Origin of the sequence: Geodermatophilus aquaeductus, assembly GCF_900182545.1 — a bacterium.
Classification (GTDB): Bacteria; Actinomycetota; Actinomycetes; order Mycobacteriales; family Geodermatophilaceae; genus Geodermatophilus; species Geodermatophilus aquaeductus.
This window is the reverse complement of the sequence record NZ_FXTJ01000003.1, coordinates 11894-33437: the sequence shown is the minus strand read 5'-3', so window position 1 is coordinate 33437 and position 21544 is coordinate 11894. Positions and strand designations below refer to the sequence as shown.

At 76.7% G+C, this 21544-nt stretch carries 20 protein-coding genes; 12 read left to right on the top strand and 8 right to left on the bottom strand.

Annotated features, from left to right (window positions below):
- Positions 1 to 20 precede the first annotated feature (20 nt).
- Positions 21 to 470, bottom strand: coding sequence for a DUF2000 domain-containing protein (locus tag FN207_RS09025; RefSeq protein WP_142458203.1), 450 nt, complete (start codon positions 468 to 470; stop codon positions 21 to 23).
- Positions 471 to 520: 50 nt separating this feature from the next.
- On the opposite strand from FN207_RS09025, the gene FN207_RS09020 reads away from it, so the two are divergent.
- Both FN207_RS09020 and FN207_RS09015 read left to right on the top strand, forming a co-directional pair.
- Positions 521 to 1309, top strand: a complete 789-nt coding sequence (locus tag FN207_RS09020; protein ID WP_221888124.1) for an AraC family transcriptional regulator — start codon at positions 521 to 523, stop codon at positions 1307 to 1309.
- 73 nt (positions 1310 to 1382) lie between these two features.
- A complete protein-coding gene (locus FN207_RS09015) occupies positions 1383 to 2897 on the top strand; it encodes an HAL/PAL/TAL family ammonia-lyase (RefSeq protein WP_142458201.1) in 1515 nt (504 codons plus the stop codon).
- A 12-nt stretch (positions 2898 to 2909) separates the two neighbouring features.
- Here the strand turns inward: FN207_RS09015 and FN207_RS09010 are convergent, their stop codons facing one another.
- A complete protein-coding gene (locus FN207_RS09010) occupies positions 2910 to 3701 on the bottom strand; it encodes a hypothetical protein (RefSeq protein ID WP_246065915.1) in 792 nt (263 codons plus the stop codon).
- A 148-nt stretch (positions 3702 to 3849) separates the two neighbouring features.
- Between FN207_RS09010 and FN207_RS09005 the strand changes: the two genes are divergently transcribed.
- Complete coding sequence (locus FN207_RS09005) at positions 3850 to 5238, top strand: nitrate/nitrite transporter (protein WP_142458199.1); 1389 nt, start codon at positions 3850 to 3852, stop codon at positions 5236 to 5238.
- A 51-nt stretch (positions 5239 to 5289) separates the two neighbouring features.
- Here FN207_RS09005 and FN207_RS09000 read toward each other — a convergent pair whose 3' ends face one another.
- The 4 genes from FN207_RS09000 to FN207_RS08985 all read right to left on the bottom strand — a co-directional run bounded on the left by FN207_RS09000 (position 5290) and on the right by FN207_RS08985 (position 9835).
- A complete protein-coding gene (locus tag FN207_RS09000) occupies positions 5290 to 6420 on the bottom strand; it encodes a uroporphyrinogen-III synthase (RefSeq protein ID WP_142458198.1) in 1131 nt (376 codons plus the stop codon).
- Positions 6421 to 6503: 83 nt separating this feature from the next.
- A complete protein-coding gene (locus FN207_RS08995) occupies positions 6504 to 7949 on the bottom strand; it encodes a PP2C family protein-serine/threonine phosphatase (protein WP_246065914.1) in 1446 nt (481 codons plus the stop codon).
- A gap of 5 nt (positions 7950 to 7954) precedes the next feature.
- Positions 7955 to 8692, bottom strand: coding sequence for a GAF and ANTAR domain-containing protein (locus tag FN207_RS08990; protein ID WP_142458196.1), 738 nt, complete (start codon positions 8690 to 8692; stop codon positions 7955 to 7957).
- A gap of 78 nt (positions 8693 to 8770) precedes the next feature.
- Complete coding sequence (locus tag FN207_RS08985; RefSeq protein WP_221888123.1) at positions 8771 to 9835, bottom strand: MBL fold metallo-hydrolase; 1065 nt, start codon at positions 9833 to 9835, stop codon at positions 8771 to 8773.
- Between the two features lie 34 nt (positions 9836 to 9869).
- Between FN207_RS08985 and FN207_RS08980 the strand changes: the two genes are divergently transcribed.
- The 6 genes from FN207_RS08980 to FN207_RS08955 all read left to right on the top strand — a co-directional run bounded on the left by FN207_RS08980 (position 9870) and on the right by FN207_RS08955 (position 13627).
- Entirely contained in the window at positions 9870 to 10370 is a 501-nt protein-coding gene (locus tag FN207_RS08980; protein WP_142458194.1) for a PH domain-containing protein, read from the top strand.
- A 441-nt stretch (positions 10371 to 10811) separates the two neighbouring features.
- A complete protein-coding gene (gene infC / locus FN207_RS08975; RefSeq protein ID WP_246065912.1) occupies positions 10812 to 11342 on the top strand; it encodes a translation initiation factor IF-3 in 531 nt (176 codons plus the stop codon).
- A gap of 110 nt (positions 11343 to 11452) precedes the next feature.
- The gene (rpmI, locus tag FN207_RS08970; protein WP_110007835.1) at positions 11453 to 11647 is read left to right on the top strand and encodes a 50S ribosomal protein L35; all 195 of its coding nucleotides are present in this window, start codon (positions 11453 to 11455) and stop codon (positions 11645 to 11647) included.
- A 34-nt stretch (positions 11648 to 11681) separates the two neighbouring features.
- The gene (rplT, locus tag FN207_RS08965; RefSeq protein WP_093579784.1) at positions 11682 to 12068 is read left to right on the top strand and encodes a 50S ribosomal protein L20; all 387 of its coding nucleotides are present in this window, start codon (positions 11682 to 11684) and stop codon (positions 12066 to 12068) included.
- 154 nt (positions 12069 to 12222) lie between these two features.
- Positions 12223 to 13014: a TrmH family RNA methyltransferase gene (locus FN207_RS08960; protein WP_142458192.1), complete on the top strand. Its 792-nt coding sequence runs from the start codon at positions 12223 to 12225 to the stop codon at positions 13012 to 13014.
- Positions 13015 to 13042: 28 nt separating this feature from the next.
- Positions 13043 to 13627 (top strand): DinB family protein, encoded by a 585-nt coding sequence (locus tag FN207_RS08955; protein WP_142458191.1) that lies wholly within the window; start codon positions 13043 to 13045, stop codon positions 13625 to 13627.
- 31 nt (positions 13628 to 13658) lie between these two features.
- On the opposite strand, the gene FN207_RS08950 is transcribed toward FN207_RS08955, so the two are convergent.
- Together FN207_RS08950 and FN207_RS08945 are read right to left on the bottom strand one after the other, a co-directional pair.
- Positions 13659 to 15980, bottom strand: a complete 2322-nt coding sequence (locus tag FN207_RS08950; RefSeq protein WP_142458190.1) for a diguanylate cyclase — start codon at positions 15978 to 15980, stop codon at positions 13659 to 13661.
- Positions 15981 to 16124: 144 nt separating this feature from the next.
- The gene (locus tag FN207_RS08945; RefSeq protein WP_142458189.1) at positions 16125 to 16967 is read right to left on the bottom strand and encodes an EamA family transporter; all 843 of its coding nucleotides are present in this window, start codon (positions 16965 to 16967) and stop codon (positions 16125 to 16127) included.
- Between the two features lie 202 nt (positions 16968 to 17169).
- On the opposite strand from FN207_RS08945, the gene pheS reads away from it, so the two are divergent.
- Genes pheS through FN207_RS08930 form a run of 3 tightly spaced genes read left to right on the top strand, consistent with a single transcriptional unit; the run spans position 17170 to position 21506 of the window.
- Complete coding sequence (pheS, locus tag FN207_RS08940; RefSeq protein WP_142458188.1) at positions 17170 to 18237, top strand: phenylalanine--tRNA ligase subunit alpha; 1068 nt, start codon at positions 17170 to 17172, stop codon at positions 18235 to 18237.
- Entirely contained in the window at positions 18238 to 20700 is a 2463-nt protein-coding gene (gene pheT / locus FN207_RS08935; RefSeq protein WP_142458187.1) for a phenylalanine--tRNA ligase subunit beta, read from the top strand.
- Positions 20700 to 21506: an SDR family NAD(P)-dependent oxidoreductase gene (locus tag FN207_RS08930; RefSeq protein ID WP_142458186.1), complete on the top strand. Its 807-nt coding sequence runs from the start codon at positions 20700 to 20702 to the stop codon at positions 21504 to 21506. Before pheT ends, FN207_RS08930 begins: the two co-directional genes overlap by 1 nt.
- Positions 21507 to 21544: the final 38 nt, after the last annotated feature.

Genomic DNA, 21544 nt, shown 5'->3' with positions numbered 1-21544 from the left:
TGGGCCCGGCGCCGGCGCCCTCACGGGTGCATGTGGGCGCCCTTGGTGACCTTGTCGACGACGTTCTTCGGCCCGTGCACCGCGATCCCGACCAGGTCGAGGTCGGCGCCGCGCACCGCCCGGACGGCGGCCCGGTTCTCGGCGTCCCCGCCGGTGGCGAACAGGTCGGCGGTGAACACCGACGTCGGCAGGCCCCGCTCCAGCGCCCGCGTGCGGGCCCGGGCGAGCACCTCGGCGGAGCCGGTGAGCACCAGCACCGGCTGGCGGATCATCGCCAGGTAGCGCGTGCCGTCGCCGTCCTCGTAGGGCCGGCCGATCAGCTCGGGCACCGCCGCGGCCACGGCACTGGCGAGGAAGGCGGTCACGTTGAGCTCCTGCCACGGCAGCAGGTCCTCGCGGAGCACGACGGCGATCTTCGTGGGCCACGGCGGGCCGACGTCGGTGGTGTCCTCGGCGAAGAGCGTCTCCATGGGCCCCAGCGTCGGCCGGGGCGGGCCGCCGGTTCTTGTACGTTCCTGACGTGGCAGCCGACGTGGTCGCCTGGCGCCCCGCGGTGCCCGGCCTGACCGAGGTGTTCCACGCCCGGTTCACCGACCACGTCTACCCGCCGCACACCCACGACGCGTGGACGCTGCTGCTGATCGACGACGGTGCGGTCCGCTACGACCTCGACCGGCACGCCCACGGCGCCTCCCCGGCCGCGGTCACGCTGCTGCCGCCGGGGGTGCCGCACGACGGGCGCTCGCAGTTCCCCGGCGGCTTCCGCAAGCGGGTCCTCTACCTGGAGCCGGCGACCCTGGGGGAGCAGCGGGTCGGTCTCGCCGTCGACCGGCCCGCCTTCGCCGACCGCGTGCTGCGCGACCGCGTGTCCCGGCTGCACGCCGCGCTCGCGCCGCACCCCGACGGGCTGGAGGCCGAGAGCCGGCTGGCGTTCGTCCTCGAGCGGCTGCGCCAGCACCTCGACCGCGCCGTCGCCCCGGCTCCCGCCGTGCGCGACGACCCCCTCGCCGACCGGCTGCGCGACCTGCTCGACGCCCGGCTGACCGAGGGCGTCTCCCTCGAGGCGACGGCGGCCGCGTGGGCCGTGCACCCCACCCACCTGGTCCGCGCCTTCACCCGCCGGCACGGGTTGCCACCGCACCGCTACCTCACCGGGCGGCGGGTGGACCGGGCCCGGCGGCTGCTGCTCGACGGGCTGCCCCCGGCGGAGGTGGCGACGGCGGTCGGCTTCTTCGACCAGGCCCACCTGACCCGGCACTTCCGCCGGATGCTGGCGACGACCCCGGCCGCGTACGCCCGCTCGGCCTGAGCCTCCCGGGCGGGCGCGCGGACGGCCCGCGGACGAGGAGCGCGTCGTACCCTCCCGGCCCTGGAGGCACGCCATGACGACCGTCCGGATCGGCGCCGCGCCGATGTCGGTCGACGACCTGCTCGCCGTCGTCGACGGCGCCCGCGTGGAGCTGGACGGCCCGGCACGCGACCGCATCGTCGCCGCGCGGGCGATCGTCGACGAGGCCCTCGCCGCCGGCTCCGCGGTGTACGGCCTGACGACCCAGGTCGGCCACCTGAGGAACACCCGCCTGAACGCGGAGGACGTCCACCGCGAGCAGGAGTTCCTCGTCCGGTCGCACGCCGGCGGGATCGGTCCGCCGCTCCCGGTGCCGGTCGTGCGTGCCGCCCTCGCCGTTCGGCTGGCCGGGGTCGCCCGGGGCGGCTCCGGCGCCTCGCCGGCGGTCGCGGACACCCTGGTGGCGATGCTCAACGCGAGGATCCACCCGCTGGTGCCGGGGACCGGCTCGGTGGGCGCGGCCGACATCGGGCAGATGGCCGGCATGGCGCAGGTCGCCGTCGGGCTGGGCCGAGCCGAGTACCGAGGGCAGGTGCTCGCCGGCGGGGAGGCGCTGCGGCGGGCCGGGATCGCGCCCCTGGTCCTGGCCGGCAAGGACGGGCTCGCCCTGATCTCGGCCAACGGGGTGTCGGTGGGCCAGGCGGCGCTGGTCGTGGCCCGGGCGGCACGAGCCGCGGAGGCGGCCGACGTCGCCGCCGCGGTGTCGATGGAGGCCATGCGGGCCAACCCGTCGGTCCTGCACCCCGCCGTGGGCCGGGCGAAAGGTGTCCCCGGTCAGGTCGCGGCCGCCGACCACCTCCGCGAGCTGCTGGCCGGCAGCGCCCTGCTGACGCCCGGCAGCGCCGTGTCGGTGCAGGACGCCCTGTCGTTCCGGGTGGTCCCGCAGGTCCACGGGGCGCTCCGGGAGTACGTCGCCGCGGCGCGTGCGGCGGTCGAGACCGAACTGGCCGCCGCGGCGGACAACCCCCTGGTGTCGGTCGAGGACCGGACGCTGGTGAGCAACGGGAACTTCCACCCGATGGTGCTCGCCATCGCGGCCGACGCGCTGCGGATCGCCGTCGCCCAGGTCGGGCAGCTCGGCGAGCGCCGTATGGCCCACCTCTGGGAGGCGTTCTTCCGGCAGCTCGCCGGTCCGCCTCCCGCGGCCGCCTACGGCCTGGCGCTGCGCTACCCGGCCGCCGCGGTCGTCGCCGAGCTGAAACAGCTGGCCGCGCCGGCGACCCTGGACGTCCCGCCGCTCGACCTCGGGGTCGAGGACCACGCCACGGGTGCCCCGCTGAGCGTCCGGAAGGCCGACGCGGCGGTGGGGCTGCTCGAGGACCTCCTGGCCGTCGAGCTCCTGCTGGCCTCCGACGTCCTCGCCACGGCGTCGGCCGCGGTCGCCCTGGGCGCCGGGACCGCTGCGGCGCTCGACCTGGTCCGCGAGGCGGTGACGGCAGCGGAGCCGTACCCCGACGCCGTCCACCGGGCCCTGCGCGCCCGCTTCCCGGGCCCCGCGCACCCGGGCGCCGGGCACCCGACCGGCCTGGACGCCGCACCCCCGTGGTGATGCGGCGGGCTGTCAGGCGAGCTCTGCCAGCGCGGCCGCGACGGCGGCGTCCCGGACGAAGTCCAGCGCGAGCAGCCGGTGCACGAGCACGCCGCGGCGGGTCAGCCGCAGGTCGGCCGGGCGCAGCCGGGGGAGCGCCGCGCCGCCGGGGCGGGGCGTGGCCGGCGGGGGGTCGAGCAGGCCGCGGCGCTGCAGGTCGGAGAGGTCCTCGAGCGCGCCCCACGCCGTCCAGCCGCGCGGGTCCTGCGGCACCGGCGTCATGGGCAGCGGCGTGCGCTCCCGCCGGCCCACCGCGGCCAGCAGCACCCACTGGCGGCCGGTCAGGTCGGTGGCCGACCGGAGGCCGCGGAGGACGACGGCGGCGTCGAGGTCGGGGGAGACGGCGGCCTCGGCGAGCAGGTAGCCGAGGTGGCGCACCCGCCACTCCTCGGTGGTGCCGCGCGCGGCGAGGACGGTGGCCTCGGCGACCTCGTCGGCGGGCGCGCGCTCGCCGGGCCCGGGGGTGAGGAAGCCGTCGGTGCGCACCGCGCGGCCCTGGTGGGCGCGGGTCACCGACAGTTCGGCGGCGAAGGCCAGCGCGGCGCCGGCGCGGCAGCGGGCGCGCGAGGAGACCGGGGCGCCCGGGTCGGCGTCGGCGGTGGTCGCGGCGCGGCGCAGCCACCGCGCCAACCCGTCGTCCAGGCGCACCTTCGCCGACCCGTCGTCGAACAGCAGACCGGCGGCCGTGCGCGCCATCGACCCGGCCACCAGCTCACCGGACTCGACGAGCGTGCGCCCCGGTGCCGCCTCCGTGTACTCCGCCACGACGTCGATCATGGCCCGGCGCGCCGCCCGCCGTCGGCCGGGGAGCGGCGCCCTCACCACAGCGGGGCAGGGCCGGTGAGCAGATCGGAACACGAGTTCAGCCCGACGGCGACGGCGGGGAAACGGCGGCCCGCGACGCTCCTCGACCATGGCCGCCCCCACCCGCACCGCGCCGTCCACCCGCCCCGCCGCACCCCCGGGCCTCCCCCGCGGCGGGCGGTGGATCGAGGACTGGCGCCCCGAGGACCCGGCGTTCTGGGAGTCCACCGGCAAGCGCGTTGCCCGCCGCAACTTGTTCTTCTCGGTGTTCTCCGAGCACGTCGGCTTCTCGGTGTGGAGCCTGTGGTCGGTCGTCGTCCTCTTCTTGCCCGAGCCGGTCTTCGGCATCGACCCGGCCGGGAAGTTCCTGCTCACCACGCTGCCGACCGCGCTCGGCGCCTTCGTGCGGCTGCCCTACACCTTCGCCGTCGCGAAGTTCGGCGGCCGCAACTGGACGATCGTCAGCGCCGCCCTGCTGCTGGTCCCGACCATCGCCACCGCGGTCGTGCTCGAGCCCGGCGTCTCCTACACGACCCTGCTCGTCGTCTCCTGCCTCGCCGGCGTCGGCGGCGGCAACTTCGCCAGCTCGATGGCCAACATCAACGCCTTCTACCCCGACCGGCTCAAGGGCTGGGCGCTGGGCCTCAACGCCGGCGGCGGCAACCTCGGCGTCCCGGTCATCCAGCTCGTCGGCCTGCTCGTGCTAGCCACCGCCGGCGTCGAGCACCCGCGGATCGTGCTGGTCGTCTACATCCCGCTCGTCGTCGTGGCGGCCGTCGGCGCGGCGCTGCTCATGGACAACCTGACGACGGCGCGCAACCAGCCGCGGGCCATGCGCGAGGCGACCCGCGAGCCGCACACCTGGATCATGTCGTTCCTCTACATCGGCACGTTCGGCTCGTTCATCGGCTTCGGGTTCGCCTTCGGCCAGGTGCTGCAGAACCAGTTCGCGGCCGACTTCGCCACCCCGCTGGCCGCCGCGTCGCTGACCTGGCTCGGCCCGCTGCTCGGCAGCCTCATCCGCCCGCTCGGCGGCTCGCTGGCCGACCGCTTCGGCGGCGCCCGGATCACGTTCTGGAACTTCGTCGCGATGGCGCTGGGCGCCGCGGTCGTGTTCACCGCCAGCCAGGTGGGGTCGCTGCCGCTGTTCGTCGTCGGGTTCGTGCTGCTGTTCGTGTTCAGCGGCATCGGCAACGGCTCGACCTACAAGATGATCCCGGCGATCTTCCGCACCCAGGCCCAGCAGCAGGTGGCCGCCGGCGGGGACCCCGCCGCGGCCGACCGGCACGCGCTGCGCATGTCCGGGGCGCTCATCGGCATCGCCGGCGCGGTCGGCGCCTTCGGCGGCGTGCTGGTCAACCTGGCCTTCCGCCAGTCGTTCCTGACCACCGGCAGCGGCGACGCCGCCTACCTGGTGTTCATCGCCTTCTACGCCGTCTGCGTCGCGGTCACCTGGACGGTCTACCTGCGCCCGACCGCCCGCATGGCCGGCGTCTAGGGACGTGCACTTCCGCGGAGATGCACCGTGCATCTCCGCGGAAGTGCGCCCTCACACCGCGAGGCGGTAGCCGCGCTTGACGACGGTCTCGACCAGGCCGGGGCCGAGCGCGGCGCGCAGCCGGGTCACGGCCATCTCGACCGCGTGACCGTCCCCGCCGCCGGGCAGCCCGCGCACCAGGTCGGTCTTGGCGACGACGGCCCCCGGGCGCACCGCGAGCGCGCGGAGCACGGCCATCGGCCCCGGCGGCAGCTCCACCAGGCGGCCGTCGAGGACCGCGGCGAACCCGCGCACCTGCAGCTCCGCCGCCCCGATCCGCAGCACCGGGTCGCGCTCGGGCAGCCGGGCGACCACCTCGCGGGCGAGGGCGCCCAGCCGCGAGCGCTCCGGCTGCAGGGTCTCGATCCCCGCCGCGGTCAGGGGGCCGGCGGTCACCGGGCCGACGGCGATCGGCAGCACCCCGCCGCGCAGCGCGGCCACCAGGTCGTCGTGCTGGCCGAGCTCGGCGGCCACCGAGAGCAGGCTGGCCGCCGCCGGGGCGCTGGTGAAGGTGACCGCGTCGACGGTGCGGGCCACGACCATGCCGACCAGCCGGCGCAGCGGCGCGACGTCCTCGGGCAGCACCCAGCGGTACACCGGCACGGTCAGCACCTCGGCGCCGGCGGCGCGCAGCGCGTCGACGAAGTCCGGCAGCGGGTCCCCGTGGAGCTGGACGGCGACCCGGCGGCCCTCCAGCGGGCCCTCCGCCCCCGACAGCAGGTGCTCGAGCACCTCGGCCGAGGACTCCGAGGCCGGCGACCACGCGTCGACCAGCCCGCCGCCGCGGATCGCGCCGCGCGCCTTGGGCCCGCGCGCGAGCACCCGCGCGGTGCGCAGGTGCTCGACCAGGGGCAGGTCCCAGGCGTCGGCGGCCTCCAGCCACCCGCGGAAGCCCACGCCGGTGGTGGCGACGACGAGGTCGACCGGGGCGGCCAGCACCTGCTCGGTGGCGGCGACCAGCTCGGCGTCGTCGGACAGCGGCACGATCCGGATGGCCGGCGCGTACACGACGCGGGCGCCGCGGCGGTCGAGCAGCGCGCCGAGTTCCTCGCGGCGGCGGGCGGCGGTGACGGCCACCGTGTACCCGGCCAGCGGCGCCGGGGCGGTCAGCGGCTCCGGGGCGGTGTCGGGTGGGGAGGTCACCGCCCCATGGTGGCCGGTGGGCGTTGCGGGCGTGTGTCGGCCCCTGCACCGCCCGGCGTCGCCGCGCGTGCGTCAGCCTCGCCTCAGCGCGTCTTCCAGCAGGCCATGAGGATGCTGGCGTCGTCCTGCAGCAGCCCGCCCTGGTGCTCGAGGACGGCGCGCATCAGCCGGCGGACGGTCTCCGGCGGGGGCTGCCCGGCCGCGGCGGCCCGGGCGAGGAACTCCGCCAGGCGGTGCTCGCCGAACCACCGGCCCGCGGCGTCCCGGGCCTCGGTGACGCCGTCGGTGTAGAGCACCAGCCAGTCCCCGGGCTCGAGCACCTCCTCGGCCACGGCGAACCCCGCCGTCTCGATGCCGAAGGGCACCCGCCGGGTCCCGACCAGCTCCTTGACCACCCGGCCGTCGCGCAGCAGCAGCGGCGGGGGGTGCCCGGCCCGGACGTAGCGCAGCCGCCCCGAGGCGACGTCGAGCTCGGCGAGCACGCCGGTGACGAAGGCGCTGTCGGCGAACGTCGCGGAGACCACGTCGTCGACCGCGCGGGCCTGGTCGTGGATGCCGCGCCCGTCGCGCCGGGCGCTGCGGGCGGCGGCGAGGGCCGCGGCGACCATCAGCCCCGCGCCCAGGCCGTGCCCCATCGCGTCGAACACCGACATCGAGACGGTGTCCTCGGAGAGCGCGTAGTCGAACGCGTCGCCGCCGACGTCGGCGCTGGGCTCGAGCAGCCCGGCCAGGACGAAGCCGTCGGTGGCGGCGGTGAGCGGGGGCAGCTGCTCCCAGACCAGCTCGGCCGCCGGCGTCCGCGGGACGCTCCGCCGGGTGCGCTCGAGCACGTCGCCGTAGACGCCGAGGGAGGCCAGCAGGTGCGCGACCAGGGAGGCCAGCCACCCGCACTGCTCCCGCAGGGCGGGGTCCTCCAGGTCGTGCACGGTGGGCACCCGCGCCTCCAGCACCCCGAGCCGGTCGGCGCCGTCGACCAGCGGCACCCACAGGCGCGGTACGCCCCCGGCCTCCGAGGGGAGCGGCTCGGTCGTCTGGAAGACGCGGCCGGGCAGCGTCCCGTCGACGGCGACCGGCTCGGTGGGCGGCAGGCCGTCGCCCGGCAGCCGGATAAGCCGGCGCTGCTCGTGGTCGACGACGTGCACCGCGATCTCCACGCCGAGCACGCGGGCGGCCCGCGCGGCGAGCGGGACGAGCCGGTCCGGCGGGGCGGTCCGGGCGGCGTCGAGCAGCTGCAGGATCGCGGCCAGCGGGCCGGCCGTGGGGCGCGGAGGTCGCAGCGGCCGCGAGTAGGGCACCCGGCGGGCCACGACCAGCTCGTCGAGGCGCTCGTTGACCGCCACCGCGAGCAGGTCGCCGTCGATGTCGGGCAGCCGCAGCAGCCCGTCCAGGTGCGCCTCGACGTCGAGCAGGTCGGCGTTGCCGCCGAGCTGGAAGTACCGCAACCAGAGCTCCTCGAGGGTGAGGTCGGCGTGCCGGAACGCCGCCCGCAGCCCGGCCGTCTGCCCGTCGCCCGGCACGCGGGTGGACACGGCCGTCACCGGAGCCGCCGGACGGCGGAGTCGACCACCGCCCGGGCTGCCTGCCGCAGGGTGCCGCCCTCCCCGCCCGACCGGGACAGCAGCATGGCCAGCGCGGTCTCCTCGCCGATGCCGTGGCGGCCCATGAGCACGCCCTTGGCGGTGCTCACCACGTCCCGGGCGGCCATCGCCTGCCGCAGCTCGTCGCTGGCGCGGCGCGCCCGCTCCCGGGCCGTCACGTGGGCGACCAGGAGGGCCGCCTGCGCCGCGGACAGGCTGAGCACTTGGGCGTCGCGGACGGTGAACGCCCCGGCCTCGGCGCCGTAGACCTTCAGCGCGCCCAGCGTCCGGTCCCCGGCCACCAGCGGCGCGCTCATCACCGACAGCAGCCCCAGGTCCCGGGCCGCCGCCGCCCAGCGCGGCCAGCGCGGGTCGGCACCCAGGTCGTCGACGGTCACGAGGGTGCGCCCGGCGGCCGCGGCCAGGCACGGGCCCTCGTCCAGCTCGTACTGCAGCTCGTCGGCCCGCTCCACCCGCGGGTCGGTCGATCCCGACGAGCGCCGGCCGGCGGCGTCGACGATCGAGACGCCGGCACCCACCGCTCCCGGCACGGTCTCGTGGACCAGCGAGCCGACCAGGCCGAGGGCCGTGGCGACGGTCTCCTCGGACAGCAGGAGGCCCGACATGCGGGCGAAGACGACCGACAGCTCGTCGGCCAGGGGGAGGGAGCGGGCGGCGTCGCGATGCACGGGCACCTCGCAGGACCAGCCGCGGCTCTCCCGGGAGCTCGAGATGCCGCGGTCCGGCGATCCAACGCTAGTCCTGCTCTCCCATCAGCGGAGGGTCGCTGCCGCGAACCGCGGGACGGCCGTCCCGTCGCGGACCACGAGCCGCCGGGTCGCCAGCAGCCGCAGGTGGGCGTCGGTCTCGGTGACGGCGAAGATCCGCATCCGCCGCTCGTACTGCGACCACGGCCGCGACCAGGTCAGGTGGGCGGCCAGCTCCCACGGCGTGCCGCCCGGGTGCTCCCGGACGGCGGCCAGCAGCTCGGCCAGGCGGTGCTCGTGGTGGGCGCGCAGCTCGGCGGTCCGCGCGGCCAGGCCGCGGAAGCGCCACTCGTGCCCGGGCAGCACCTCGTCGGCCACCTGCCCGGCGACGGACCCGAGGGCGCCCAGGTAGTCGCGCAGCGGGTCGGCCGCGCCGCCGGCGTGCGTGGAGATGTTGGGGCTGATCCGCGGCAGCACGTGGTCGCCGGAGAAGAACAGGCCGGTGGCCTCGTCGGCGAAGCACAGGTGGCCCTCGGTGTGGCCGGGGGTGTGCACGGCGCGCAGCGACCAGCCGGGCAGGTCCGCGCGGTCGCCGTCCTCCAGCAGCCGGTCGGGGCGGGCGACCCGCAGCAGGCCGGCCCGCTGCTCGGGGGTGCCGGCGTCGGCGCGCGCGTCCTCCGGGGGAGCGCCCAGGGAGACCAGGAAGGCGACCTCCTCCTCGACCATCTCCTCCGGGGTGCGGCCGGTGAAGGACGTGATGCCGGCCGCGTCCGCCGGGTGCATCGCCACCCACGCACCGGAGGCCTCGCGCACCCGTGCCGCGAGCCCGACGTGGTCCAGGTGCAGGTGGGTGACCAGCACGCCGCGGACGTCGGCGACGTCGCCGCCGAGCTCGGTCAGGCCCGCGCACAGCGCCGCCCAGCTGTCGTCGGCGTCCCAGCCGGTGTCGACCAGCCCCAGCCCGCCACCGGCCAGCTCGAGGACGTAGGCGTTCACCCACCGCAGCGGGCCGCCCATCGGCACCGGCACCGACCACAGGCCCGGCCGCACCCGCTCGACCGCGGGCACCGAGCGCTCGCGCCAGGCGCTGCGCTGGGCGTGCCCGGTCACCTCGACGGCGGTCGCCTCCACGTCCCGGCACTCTGCCAGCCGGGGGACTGGGACGATGGGGGACGTGCCCGCGCCGTCCGCCGCCCCCGCCCGCGTGTCCGCCGTCCCCCGCCTGCTGCGCGGAGTCTGCGCGCTGCTCGCCGCCGCGGTGGTCGCCGTCATGGTCGTGGTCGCGCTGCGCACGCAGCCCTCGGACGCGCTGAACCCCTTCGACGCCGCCGACCGCGTGGCGATCGGCGGGGTGGGCGTCTTCGTCGGGGCGGCCATCCTGGCGCTGGGCCGCTCACGGGTCGACGGCGACGCCTCCGGGATCCGGGTGCGCAACGTCGTCGGCGGCCGGACGCTGCCGTGGGAGGCCGTCCGCGCGGTGCGCTTCGACCGCAAGGCGTGGTGGGCCACGCTGGAGCTGGCCAACGGCGACGCGATCTCGATCACGGCACTGCAGGCCGTCGACGGCGAGCGGGCGGCCACCACCGTCGAGGGGCTCCGGGCCCTGCTGGAGGCCGACCGCGCCGCCCGGCCGGCGCCGGCGCGGGGCCCGCTCCTGTGGGAGTGAGCAAGGACCTCCGTGCCCCCACCACTCGCACGCTCGCGGCGGGTCCCTGCACGCGGGCCGCGCCGACCGGAATGTTCCATCCCGTCCCGACGCTGTAGCATGAGCGTGCCTCCCCGCTACACGAGGCGCGTGAACCACTCCAGCGGCCCCACCCCGGGCCGCTGAACCAAGAGGAGCCCGCTCCCACCTGGCGCCGTCGAGGCGCCCAGGTCCCCGGTTCGCGGGAGCCCGGCCTGCCCCGGCCGGCTCCCACGACGTGTCCGGCCCGGCGACGGGCCGGCACCGTACCGGTGAGACGGGCCCTGTGAGCACCTGCTCACGGGGCCTTCGTCGTCTCCGGTGCCCGGGTGGGCGCGGCCTCCTCCCGTGTGACAGAGCAGAGGAGAGGCCATCACCGAGCCCCGTATCAACGACCGTATCCGCGTCCCCGAGGTCCGCCTGGTGGGCCCGGAGGGCGAGCAGGTCGGCATCGTGCCGATCGGCGAGGCGCTGCGCCTGGCGCAGGACTCCGAGCTCGACCTCGTCGAGGTCGCGCCCATGGCCCGGCCGCCGGTCGTCAAGCTGATGGACTACGGGAAGTTCAAGTACGAGTCCGCCCAGAAGGCCCGCGAGGCCCGGCGGAACCAGGCGCTCACCGTCATCAAGGAGATGCGGCTGCGCCTCAAGATCGACCCGCACGACTACGAGACCAAGAAGGGCCACGTCGAGCGCTTCCTCAAGAGCGGCGACAAGGTCAAGATCACGGTCATGTTCCGCGGTCGCGAGCAGTCGCGGCCCGAGATGGGCTACCGCCTGCTGCAGCGGCTGGCCGCTGACGTCTCCGAACTGGGCGTCATCGAGTCCAACCCCAAGCAGGACGGCCGGAACATGGTCATGGTGATCGCCCCGCACCGGAACCAGGCCGCGACCGACGGCGCCCGCCGTCAGGCGAAGGCCGACCGGGCCGCGGAGGGCACCGCCCCTCCCGCCTGACCGGGCACCGCAGGACCGCACCACCACAGACCGACGGTGCTGTGCGGCAGCTCCGTGCTGCCGCACGGCACCGCGCCGGACGAGCGACGGACGAACAGGACGACGAGGACATGCCGAAGCAGAAGACCCACAAGGGCACCGCGAAGCGGGTGCGCGTGACGGGCACCGGCAAGCTCATGCGCGAGCAGGCCGGCAACCAGCACAAGTTCGAGCACAAGAGCTCGCGGCAGAAGCGCCGGCTGGAGAAGGACCAGGTCATGTCCCCGGGCGACACCAAGACCCTCAAGAAGCTGCTGGGCATCTGAGCCCCCGCCTCCCGAACGAGCAAGGAGTTCTCACGTGGCACGCGTGAAGCGGGCGGTCAACGCCCAGAAGAAGCGCCGGACGACCCTCGAGGCCGCCAGCGGGTACCGCGGTCAGCGTTCGCGCCTGTACCGCAAGGCCAAGGAGCAGATCCTCCACTCGGCCACCTACAACTACCGCGACCGCAAGGTGCGCAAGGGTGACTTCCGCAAGCTGTGGATCACCCGCATCAACGCCGCGGCGCGCCAGAACGACATGACCTACAACCGGTTCATGCAGGGCCTCAAGCTGGCCGGCATCGAGCTCGACCGCCGCGTGCTGGCCGAGCTGGCGGTCAACGAGCCCGCCGCCTTCGCCGCGCTGGTGGAGACCGCCCGGGCCGCCGTCGCCGCGGCCCCGGCCGGCGGCGAGCAGGCCGCCTGAGCCACCCGCTCCCGACGCCGCCGGTGTCCGGCCCACCAGGGCCGGCACCGGCGGCGTCGGCGTGTGTGGGGTCCGCCCCGGCCCGAGTCCTGCGCACTCGTGGTCGTGAGCGCCCGATGACCACGACGTCGCAGGTCTCGACGGGAGGAACGGCGTGAGCGAGCTGCTGACCGAGCGCTCGGGGCGGGTGGCCGCCGCCCGCAAGCTGACCCGCCGCGCCGGCCGCGACGCGGCGGGCGCCTTCCTCGCCGAGGGCCGCCAGGCGGTGTCGGAGGCACTGGCCACCGCGCCCGACGACGTCCGCGAGGTCTTCGCCACCGAGGCCGCCGCCGCGGCGCACTCCGACCTGCTGGTCAACACTCCCGTCCCCCTCCGGCTGGTCACCGAGAAGGCCGCCGCCTCGCTGTCGGAGACGGTCACGCCGCAGGGCCTGGTCGCCGTCTGCGCGCTGCGCGACCTGCCCGCCGCCCGGCTGACCGCCGAGCCGCCGCGGCTCGCCGTCGGGCTGGCCGGCCTGGCCGACCCCGGCAACGCCGGCACCGTGCTGCGCACCGCCGACGCGTGCGGCGCGGGCGCGGTCGTCTTCGGCGCCGGGTCGGCCGACCCCTACGGCGGCAAGGCCGTGCGGGCCAGCGCCGGCAGCCTGTTCCACGTCGACGTCGTCCGCGGGGCGCCGCTGGGCCCGCTGGTCGGGGAGCTGCAGGCCCGCGGGGTGACCGTGCTGGCCGCCGACGGCGGCGGCGAGACCGCGCTCGACGCGCTGGGGTCCGCGCTGGCCGGGCCGGTGCTGTGGCTGTTCGGCAACGAGGCGCGCGGCGTCCCGCCGGAGCTGGCCGGCGCCGCCGACGCCCGCGTGCGGATCCCGATGCGCGGCCGCGCGGAGAGCCTCAACCTGGCCGCGGCCGCGGCGATCTGCCTCTACGCCACCCAGCTCGCCCAGGGCTGAGCGGCAGGTGGCTGGCAGGGTGGCCGGCGTGGACGACGACGCCGCGAAGGCCGTGCTGCTGCGCTACCTCACCACCGCCCGCGAGGCGCTGCTGTGGAAGCTCGAGGGCCTGCCGGAGTACGACGCCCGCCGCCCGCTGACACCCACGGGCACCAACCTGCTCGGCCTGGTCAAGCACCTGGCCTGCGTCGAGGCCGGCTACCTCGGCAACTGCCTCGGCCGGCCGTTCCCCGAGCCGATGCTGTGGGACGACCCCGACGCGGGCGACGACGACGACCTGTGGGTCCGCGCCGACGAGTCCCGCGAGGACGTCCTGGGGCTCTACGAGCGGGTCGTCGCGCACGCCGAGGCGACGGTCGCGGCGCTGCCGCTGGACGCCGTCGGCGAGGTGGCGTGGTGGCCGGAGGAGCGGCGGCACCCCACCCTGCACACGCTGCTGGTGCACGTCCTGGCCGAGGTGGCCCGGCACGCCGGGCACGCCGACGTGCTGCGCGAGGGCCTCGACGGCGTCGCCGGCCTGCGGCGGGACAACGACAACCTCACCCGCGACGGCGAGGACGACCGCGCGGCTTACCGCGCGCAGGTGGAGCGGGCCGCGGCTCCCTTCCGGTGAGCCGCGGCGCCGCTCCCTGTCCGCGCCCCGCTCAGGGGAGGACCGGCTCCCGCCGCGGCACCGGCGCCGAGCCGGCCGCCGCGCGGGCGGTGGCCGCCCGGACGGCGACGCCGCGGGTGGCCGCCTTGCGGTCGTACATGCGCAGGTCGGCGCGGTGCAGCAGGTCGGCGAACACGACGCCGTCCTCCGGGCAGACGCTGACGCCGATGCTGGCGCCCACGTGCACCTCGGTGCCGAACAGCGGCACCGCGCGGCGGATCGAGGCGGTCAGCTCGTCGGCGACCCGCGTGGCCTCCGCCAGCGCCGTCTCGGGGTGGAGGTCGGGCAGCGCCACCAGGAACTCGTCGCCGCCGAGGCGGGCCAGCAGGTCGCGGCGGCGGACCCGCTCGCGCAGCCGGCGGGCCACCACCTGCAGCAGCTCGTCGCCGGCGGCGTGCCCGAGCCGGTCGTTGACCGCCTTGAACCCGTCGAGGTCGACGAACAGCAGGCCCAGGGCGTCGCCGCGGGCGCGGGCCTCCCAGATGGCGGCCTCCACCTGCTCCTCCAGCCGGCGCCGGTTGAGCAGCCCTGTCAGCGGGTCGGTGTAGGCGAGCTCCTGGATGCGGGCCAGCGCCGCCGACGTGCGGTCGCGCTCGCGGACCAGCGCCCGCTCGGCCTCGACCCGCGCGGTCACGTCCACCTGCACGCCGATGTACTGCACGACCGTGCCGTCGGCGTCGTGCACCGGCGCGAGGTGCAGCTCGTTCCACCACGGCGTCTGGTCGGGGCCGCGCAGGTTGAGCACCGTCTCGCGGCAGGACTGCCCGGCCGCGACGGCCGCGCGGATCCGCGCGACGGCGCCGGGGTCGGTGTCGGGGTGCTGCAGCAGCCGGCAGTTGCGGCCGAGGATCTCCTCCGAGGGCAGGCCGGCGAGCTCCCGGAAGGCCTCGTTGGCGTACACGATCGGCTGGTCGGGCAGCCGCATGTCCACGATCGTCACGCCGCTCGGCGTGGCCTCCAGCGCCCGCCGCAGCAGCACCTCCGCCGTCGTCGTCCCCACGGCCAGGCCGGTGGCCGGGCGGCTCGCGGACACGACGGGGCGCGGTGCGGCGGCGGTCGGCGTCTCCTGGGCGGTCCGCGGGGCCACCCGGGACAGCAGGGACTGCGCGGCGCGCGACACCGTCGTCCGCTCGTAGGTCAGTGCGTACTCGAAGGTGCGCTCGAGGTCGGGGCCCTCGTCGCCGAGGTCGCGGGCCAGCAGCGCGGCGCTGAAGTGCGGGGAGAGGACGGCGACGTCCCACTCGCCGCGGACCGGGTCGTCGGCGTCGAGGTGCGCGCCGCGCAGGCCCGGCAGCGGCTCCACCGGCAGGTCCTCACCGAGCGCGCAGACGAAGCCGGTGCGCTCGACCAGGTCGCGGTAGCGCTGGGTGGTGGAGACGGTGAAGTGGCGGGCCTCCTGGAACGTCGCGGCCACCACACAGGTCTCGCCGAGGCGCATCGCCTCCCGCTCCAGCTGCTTGGACAGCTCGATGAGCAGCGCCTTGGGGGCGCGGCGCAGCGGGACGTCGTCGGGCAGGCAGGCGAAGGGCGACACCGCGCCGACCGCGCCGCTGGGCCGGCCGGCGCCGGGCAGCAGGAGCTCGCCGACGGGCAGGCGCGGGTCGGCGCCCGGGCCGGGGCGGCCGAACAGCCAGCCCTGGCCGAGCGTGGCGCCCAGCCCGCGGGCGTAGGCCAGGTGCTCCTCGGTCTCGATGCCCTCGGCGAGCACGACGGCGCCGCTGCGCTCGGCGTAGGCGTTGACCGCGTTCATGATCTCGGCGATGGCGGGGCCGGGCCGCTCCTGCACCAGGCGCAGGTCGAGCTTGACGACGTCGGGGGACAGCAGCGGCAGGAAGGCCAGCGACATCGACTCCGCGCCGACGTCGTCCACGGCGATGGCCCAGCCGAGCTCGCGGACCCGCTCGACGGTGCGCAGCAGCTCCGCCGGGCGCGCGGCGATGGCCCGCTCGGTGATCTCCATGACCACCCGCAGGTCCCCGGGGGCGCCCTCGGCGATGGCGACGAGATCGGCCAGCGGAGCGGTGTCGAGCACCTCGGGCTCGACGTTGACGAACACGGTCAGCGGCGAGACGAGGCCGGCGTCGGAAGCACCGCGGAAGGCGGCGGCGCGGCAGGCCTCGTCGAGCTCGGCGAGGCGGCTGGCGGCGCGGGCGGCGGCGAACAGCGCGTCGGGCCGCTCCAGCGGGCCGACCGGGCCACGGGCGAGCGCCTCGTAGGCCACCACCCGTCCGGTGTCGATCTCGACGATGGGCTGGAAGGCGCTGCGCACGCCGCGCAGGGCCTGCTCGAGGACGGGGTCGGCTCCGGGCTGCACCGGTGCCTCCTGGGGACGGGCGGTCACCCCGGAGTTGTCGGCAGCGACGACCCCGATCCCACCCGTGCCCGGTCGGCGGTCACCCGGACGGGGCAGCGGTCAGGGAGGCAGGGCTCAGGACGGCAGGGCTCAGGACGGGAGGGCTCAGGACGGGAGGGCGATGAGGACGACGGCGGCGGCCGCCACGGCCAGCCCCGCACGCTGGGCGCCGGCCAGCCGCTCGCGCAGCACCACCTGCGCCAGGAGCACCGTGCTCGCCGGGTACAGCGAGGCCAGCACCCCGGTGATCGCCAGCTGCCCGCCGACCTGTGTGGCGACCAGGAACAGCGCGTTGGCCGTCATGTCGCCGACCCCGGCCAGCACCACGACCGGGAGCACCCGGCGGGAGATCCGCAGCGAGCGGCCGGTGGCCAGCGCCAGCCCGCCGACCATCAGCACCGACACCACGCGCGCGGCCACCAGTGGGCTCAGTCCCGAGTCCTCGCCGGTGCGGTCGAGGACGACGAAGAACAGCCCGAACCCCGCACCCGCGGCGAGCGCCGGGGCGACGGTGCCGAGCCGGGCGTTGCGCAGCGAGGCCAGCCCGTCCTCGGCCGCCACGAGCACCACCGCGGCCAGGGCGAGGACGATGCCGCCGGCGGCCACCGGCCCGATGCGCTCACCGAGCAGCAGGCCGCCCAGCACCGGCAGCGCCGCGGCCGACACCGCCGTCACCGGGGCGACCACGCTCATCACTCCGGCGGCCAGGGCGCGGTAGAAGAGCAGCAGCCCCAGGCCGCCCGCGACGCCGGCCGCCGCGCCCCACGCGAGGTCGGCCGGCGTCGGGTCCCCGCCGAGCCACGGCAGCAGCAGCACGACGGCGACCAGCCCCGCGGCCTGCGAGAGCGCGACGACGGCGGCCGCCGTGGCGCGCCGGCTGGCCAGGCCGCCGGCGAAGTCGGCCATCCCGTAGACGACGGCCGAGGCCAGCGCCAGCACCATCGCCATGCGGTGCGCCCTCCCGAGTCCGTGCCGCCGTCCCGGGCGATCCTGGCAGCCGGTGCCGACGCGCCCCCGCCTCGGGCGAGATCACGCGATCTCGCACCGCAGCGCGGGCCGGGGCGTGCGAGATCGCGCGATCTCGCCCTAGAGGCAGCCGGCCGAGAACCCGGGGGCGGGGGAGACGGGGCGGCGGGCAGAATGGCCTCCCGTGTCCGGCGCCAACGACCCCTACGACCCCAAGCAGGTCGCGGCCCTCTCCGCCGAGGCCCTCGACGCCGCCGTCGCCGCGGCCCGCGAGGCCTTCGCGGGTGCCGCCGACCTCGAGGCGCTGGCCGCCGTCCGCCCGGCGCACCTCGGTGACCGCGCGCCCGTGCCGCTGGCCCGCCGCGAGCTCGGCGCGCTGCCCCCCGCCGCCCGCGCCGACGCCGGCAAGCGGGTCAACGCCGCGCGGGTCGCCGTCACCGAGGCGTTCGAGGCGCGCAAGGCCGAGCTGGAGGCCGAGCGCGACGCCCGCGTGCTGGCCGAGGAGCGGGTCGACGTCACGCTGCCGTGGGACCGCACGCCGCGCGGCGCCCGGCACCCGCTGACCACGCTCACCGAGCGGATCGCCGACGCGTTCGTCGGCATGGGCTACGAGGTCGCCGACGGCCCGGAACTCGAGGCCGAGTGGCTGAACTTCGACGCCCTCAACATCGGCCGCGACCACCCGGCGCGCACGATGATGGACACCTTCTTCGTGGCGCCGGAGGACTCGGGTCTGGTGCTGCGCACCCACACCAGCCCGGTGCAGGCCCGCACGCTGCTGTCGCGGACGCCGCCGGTCTACGTCGTCGCGCCGGGGCGGGTGTACCGCACCGACGAGCTCGACGCGACGCACACCCCGGTGTTCCACCAGGTCGAGGGCCTGGCCGTCGACCGCGGGCTGACGATGGCCCATCTGCGCGGCACGCTCGACCACCTCGCCCGGGCGCTGTTCGGCCCCGAGGCGGTCACCCGCTGGCGGCCGTCGTACTTCCCGTTCACCGAGCCCTCGGCGGAGTTCGACGTCTGGTTCGCCGAGCACCGCGACGGCCCGCGCTGGGTCGAGTGGGGCGGATGCGGGATGGTCAACCCGCGGGTGCTCGTCGCCTGCGGGGTCGACCCCGAGGAGTTCAGCGGCTTCGCCTTCGGCGTCGGCATCGAGCGGGCGCTGCAGTTCCGCTCCGGCGTCGGCGACATGCGCGACATCGTCGAGGGCGACGTCCGGTTCACGCGCGCGTTCGGAGTGGAGCTGTAGATGCGGGTCCCCGTCGGCTGGCTGGCCGAGTACGTCGACGTCCCCGCCGGGACCACGGTCGAGGACCTCGACGCCGCCTTCGTGCGCCTGGGCCTGGAGGTCGAGGAGGTCCACCGCCCGGCCGAGGTCACCGGCCCGCTCGTGGTCGGCCGGGTGCTGGAGATCGAGGAGCTCACCGGCTTCAAGAAGCCGATCCGGTACTGCCGGGTCGACGTCGGTGAGGCCGAGCCCCGCGGCATCGTCTGCGGCGCCCGGAACTTCGTCGTCGGCGACACCGTCGTCGTCGCGCTGCCCGGCGCCGTGCTGCCCGGCGGCTTCGAGATCGCCGCCCGCACGACCTACGACCACGTGTCCGACGGGATGATCTGCTCGGTCCGCGAGCTGGGCATCGGCGAGGACCACGCCGGGATCCTCGTGCTCGGCGACGGCGTCGAGCCCGGTGCCGAGGCCCGCCCGGTCGTGGGGCTCGACGACGTCGTCATCGAGCTCGCCGTCACCCCCGACCGCGGCTACTGCCTGTCGATGCGCGGCATCGCCCGCGAGATGGGCACCGGCCTGGCCGCCGGCTGGCGCGACCCCGGCGCGGCGGAGGTCCCCGCCTGGTCCGGTGAGCCGGCGTGGGAGGTCACGGTCGCCGACGCCGACCGCTGCGACCGGTTCTCCATGGTCGCGCTGGAGGGCCTGGACCCGACCGCGCCGAGCCCGTGGTGGATGCGCCGCCGCCTGGCCCAGTCCGGCGTCCGGTCGATCTCGCTGGCGGTCGACGTCACCAACTACGTGATGCTCGAGCTCGGCCAGCCGATGCACGCCTTCGACCGCGACGCGGTGACCGGGCCGATCGTCGTCCGCCGCGCCCGTGAGGGGGAGCGGCTGACCACCCTCGACGGGACCGTCCGCACCCTCGACGCCGACGACCTGCTCATCACCGACGACACCGGGCCGATCGGCCTGGCCGCGGTCATGGGCGGCGCCTCCACCGAGATCGGCGACGGCACGACCGCCGTGCTGCTCGAGGCCGCGCACTGGGAGCCCACCGGCGTCGCTCGCACCGCGCGCCGCCACCGGCTGCCCAGCGAGGCCGCCAAGCGCTTCGAGCGCGGCGTCGACCCCGAGATGACCGTGGTCGCGCTCGCCCGCGCGGCGGAGCTGCTGGCGCGGTACGGCGGCGCCCGCGTCGTCGGCGCGCCGGTCGACGTCGACACCCGACGTCCGCGGCCGTCGATCCCGCTCGACGCCGACCGGCCCGGCCGGGTCTCCGGCGTCCCGTACCCGGCGGCGCAGGTCGTCGAGCTGCTCGGCGCGGTCGGCTGCGCCGTCGAGGGCGAGGGCGGCGTGCTGACCGTCACCCCGCCGTCGTGGCGCCCGGACCTCACCGACCCCGCCGACCTGGTGGAGGAGGTCGTCCGGCTCGCCGGCTACGACGACGTCCCCTCGGTGCTGCCCACCGCCCCGCCCGGGCGCGGGCTCACCGAGACCCAGCGCCGCCGCCGCGCGATCGGCCGGGCGCTGGCCGAGGCCGGCTACGTCGAGGCGCCGTCGTACCCCTTCGTCGGCACGCCGGCGCTGGACGCCCTGGGCCTGCCCGAGGACGACGAGCGCCGCCGTGTGGTCGTCGTGCGCAACCCGCTGTCGGAGGAGGAGCCGGCCCTGCGCACCACGCTGGTGCCCGGCCTGCTGGCCTCGCTGGCCCGCAACCTCGCCCGTGGCCAGCGCGACGTCGCCCTCTTCGAGCACGGCGCGGTCTTCCTCGGCGGCGTGGGCACCCCGGCGCCGCTGCCCGGGGTCGACGGCCGTCCCGACGACGACGTCCTCGCCGCGCTGCTCGGCGCGGTGCCCGCCCAGCCGTGGCACGTGGCGGTCGCCCTGACCGGCCAGCGCGAGCCGCGCGGCTGGTGGGGTCCGGGCCGCGCGGCGGGCTGGGCCGACGCCGTGCAGGCCGCCCGCGTGGTGGCCGCCGCGGCGGGCGTGCAGCTGTTCGTCCGCCCCGGCGAGGCCGCGCCCTGGCACCCCGGCCGCTGCGCCGAGCTGGTCGTGGACGACCGGGTGGTCGGGTACGCCGGCGAGCTGCACCCGCGGGTGTGCGCCGCGCTCGACCTGCCGGCGCGCACCTCGGTCATGGAGCTCGACGCCGACGCGCTCCCGGCGGCCGCCGTGCCGGTCGGGCCGCGGATCTCCACCTTCCCGCCGGTGTTCCTCGACCTGGCGTTCGTCGTGCCGGACGAGATCACCGCGTCGCACGTCGAGTCGCTGGTGCGCGGGGGCGCGGGGGAGCTGTTCGAGGCGGTGCGCCTCTTCGACGTGTACTCCGGCCCGCCGGTCCCGGCCGGGTCGCGGTCGCTGGCGTACTCGCTGGTGCTGCGGGCGCCGGACCGCACGCTCACCGCCACCGATGTCGCGCAGGTCCGTGAGGGCATCCTCGCCGTCGTCGAGCTGCAGGGCATCACCCTGCGCAGCGGCGACTGATGGCCGACCTCACCGGCACCGTCGCGCTGGTCACCGGGGCGTCGGCGGGCATCGGCCGGCACGTCGCCGAGGGGCTGGCCGCCCGCGGTGCCGCCGTCGCCGGGATCGCGCGCGGCGGGGACCGGCTGCGGACGGCGATGGACGGGATCGCCGCGGCCACCGGCGCCCGCACCCTCGCCTTGGCCGCCGACGTCACCGACCGGGTCGCGGTCGACGCCGCCGTCGCCGAGGTCGTCCGCGAGCTCGGGCCGGTCGGGCTGCTGGTCAACAACGCCGGCCTCATCGACGCCGCCGAGGTGCCGCTGTGGGAGGCCGACCCCGACCAGTGGTGGCAGGTGGTGGAGAGCCAGGTCCGCGGGCCGTTCCTGCTCGCCCGCGCCGTGCTGCCCGGCATGGTGGCTGTCGGCAGCGGGCGGGTGGTCGGGCTGGCCAGCGGGATCGGCACCCGCGCCAACCCGCACTACAGCGCCTACTCGGTCGGCAAGACCGCGCAGATGCGCATCACCGAGTCGATCGACCTGGCCGGCGCTCCGCACGGCGTCCGGGCGTTCGACCTGGCGCCGGGCGTCGTCGACACCGCCATGACGCGCGCGATGCCGATGCACGAGGGACGGACCGACTGGACCCGCCCCGAGGACGTCGTCGACCTGGTGGTGGCCATCGCCGCCGGCGAGCTGGACCAGTGGTCGGGTCGGTTCTTCCGCGCCGGCGTCGACTCGCTCGACACCCTGCGGGCCACGTCGCCGTCCGGCGACGCCCGGAGGCTGCGGCTCGTCCCCTACGGCGACGGCGACCCGCTCGCCTGACCCCGCTCCGCCGGAGTGACGGCTCGGGGTCGGGCGGG

Excerpts from the sequence above, each read along its gene's own strand:
- FN207_RS08930 (WP_142458186.1), top strand. The coding sequence starts at position 20,700 with ATGGCCGACCTCACCGGCACCGTCGCGCTGGTCACCGGGGCGTCGGCG.
- rpmI (WP_110007835.1), top strand. The coding sequence starts at position 11,453 with ATGCCGAAGCAGAAGACCCACAAGGGCACCGCGAAGCGGGTGCGCGTG.
- pheT (WP_142458187.1), top strand. The coding sequence starts at position 18,238 with ATGCGGGTCCCCGTCGGCTGGCTGGCCGAGTACGTCGACGTCCCCGCC.
- FN207_RS08945 (WP_142458189.1), bottom strand. The coding sequence starts at position 16,967 with ATGGCGATGGTGCTGGCGCTGGCCTCGGCCGTCGTCTACGGGATGGCC.
- FN207_RS08980 (WP_142458194.1), top strand. The coding sequence starts at position 9,870 with ATGGGGGACGTGCCCGCGCCGTCCGCCGCCCCCGCCCGCGTGTCCGCC.
- FN207_RS09015 (WP_142458201.1), top strand. The coding sequence starts at position 1,383 with ATGACGACCGTCCGGATCGGCGCCGCGCCGATGTCGGTCGACGACCTG.
- FN207_RS09005 (WP_142458199.1), top strand. The coding sequence starts at position 3,850 with ATGGCCGCCCCCACCCGCACCGCGCCGTCCACCCGCCCCGCCGCACCC.
- FN207_RS09025 (WP_142458203.1), bottom strand. The coding sequence starts at position 470 with ATGGAGACGCTCTTCGCCGAGGACACCACCGACGTCGGCCCGCCGTGG.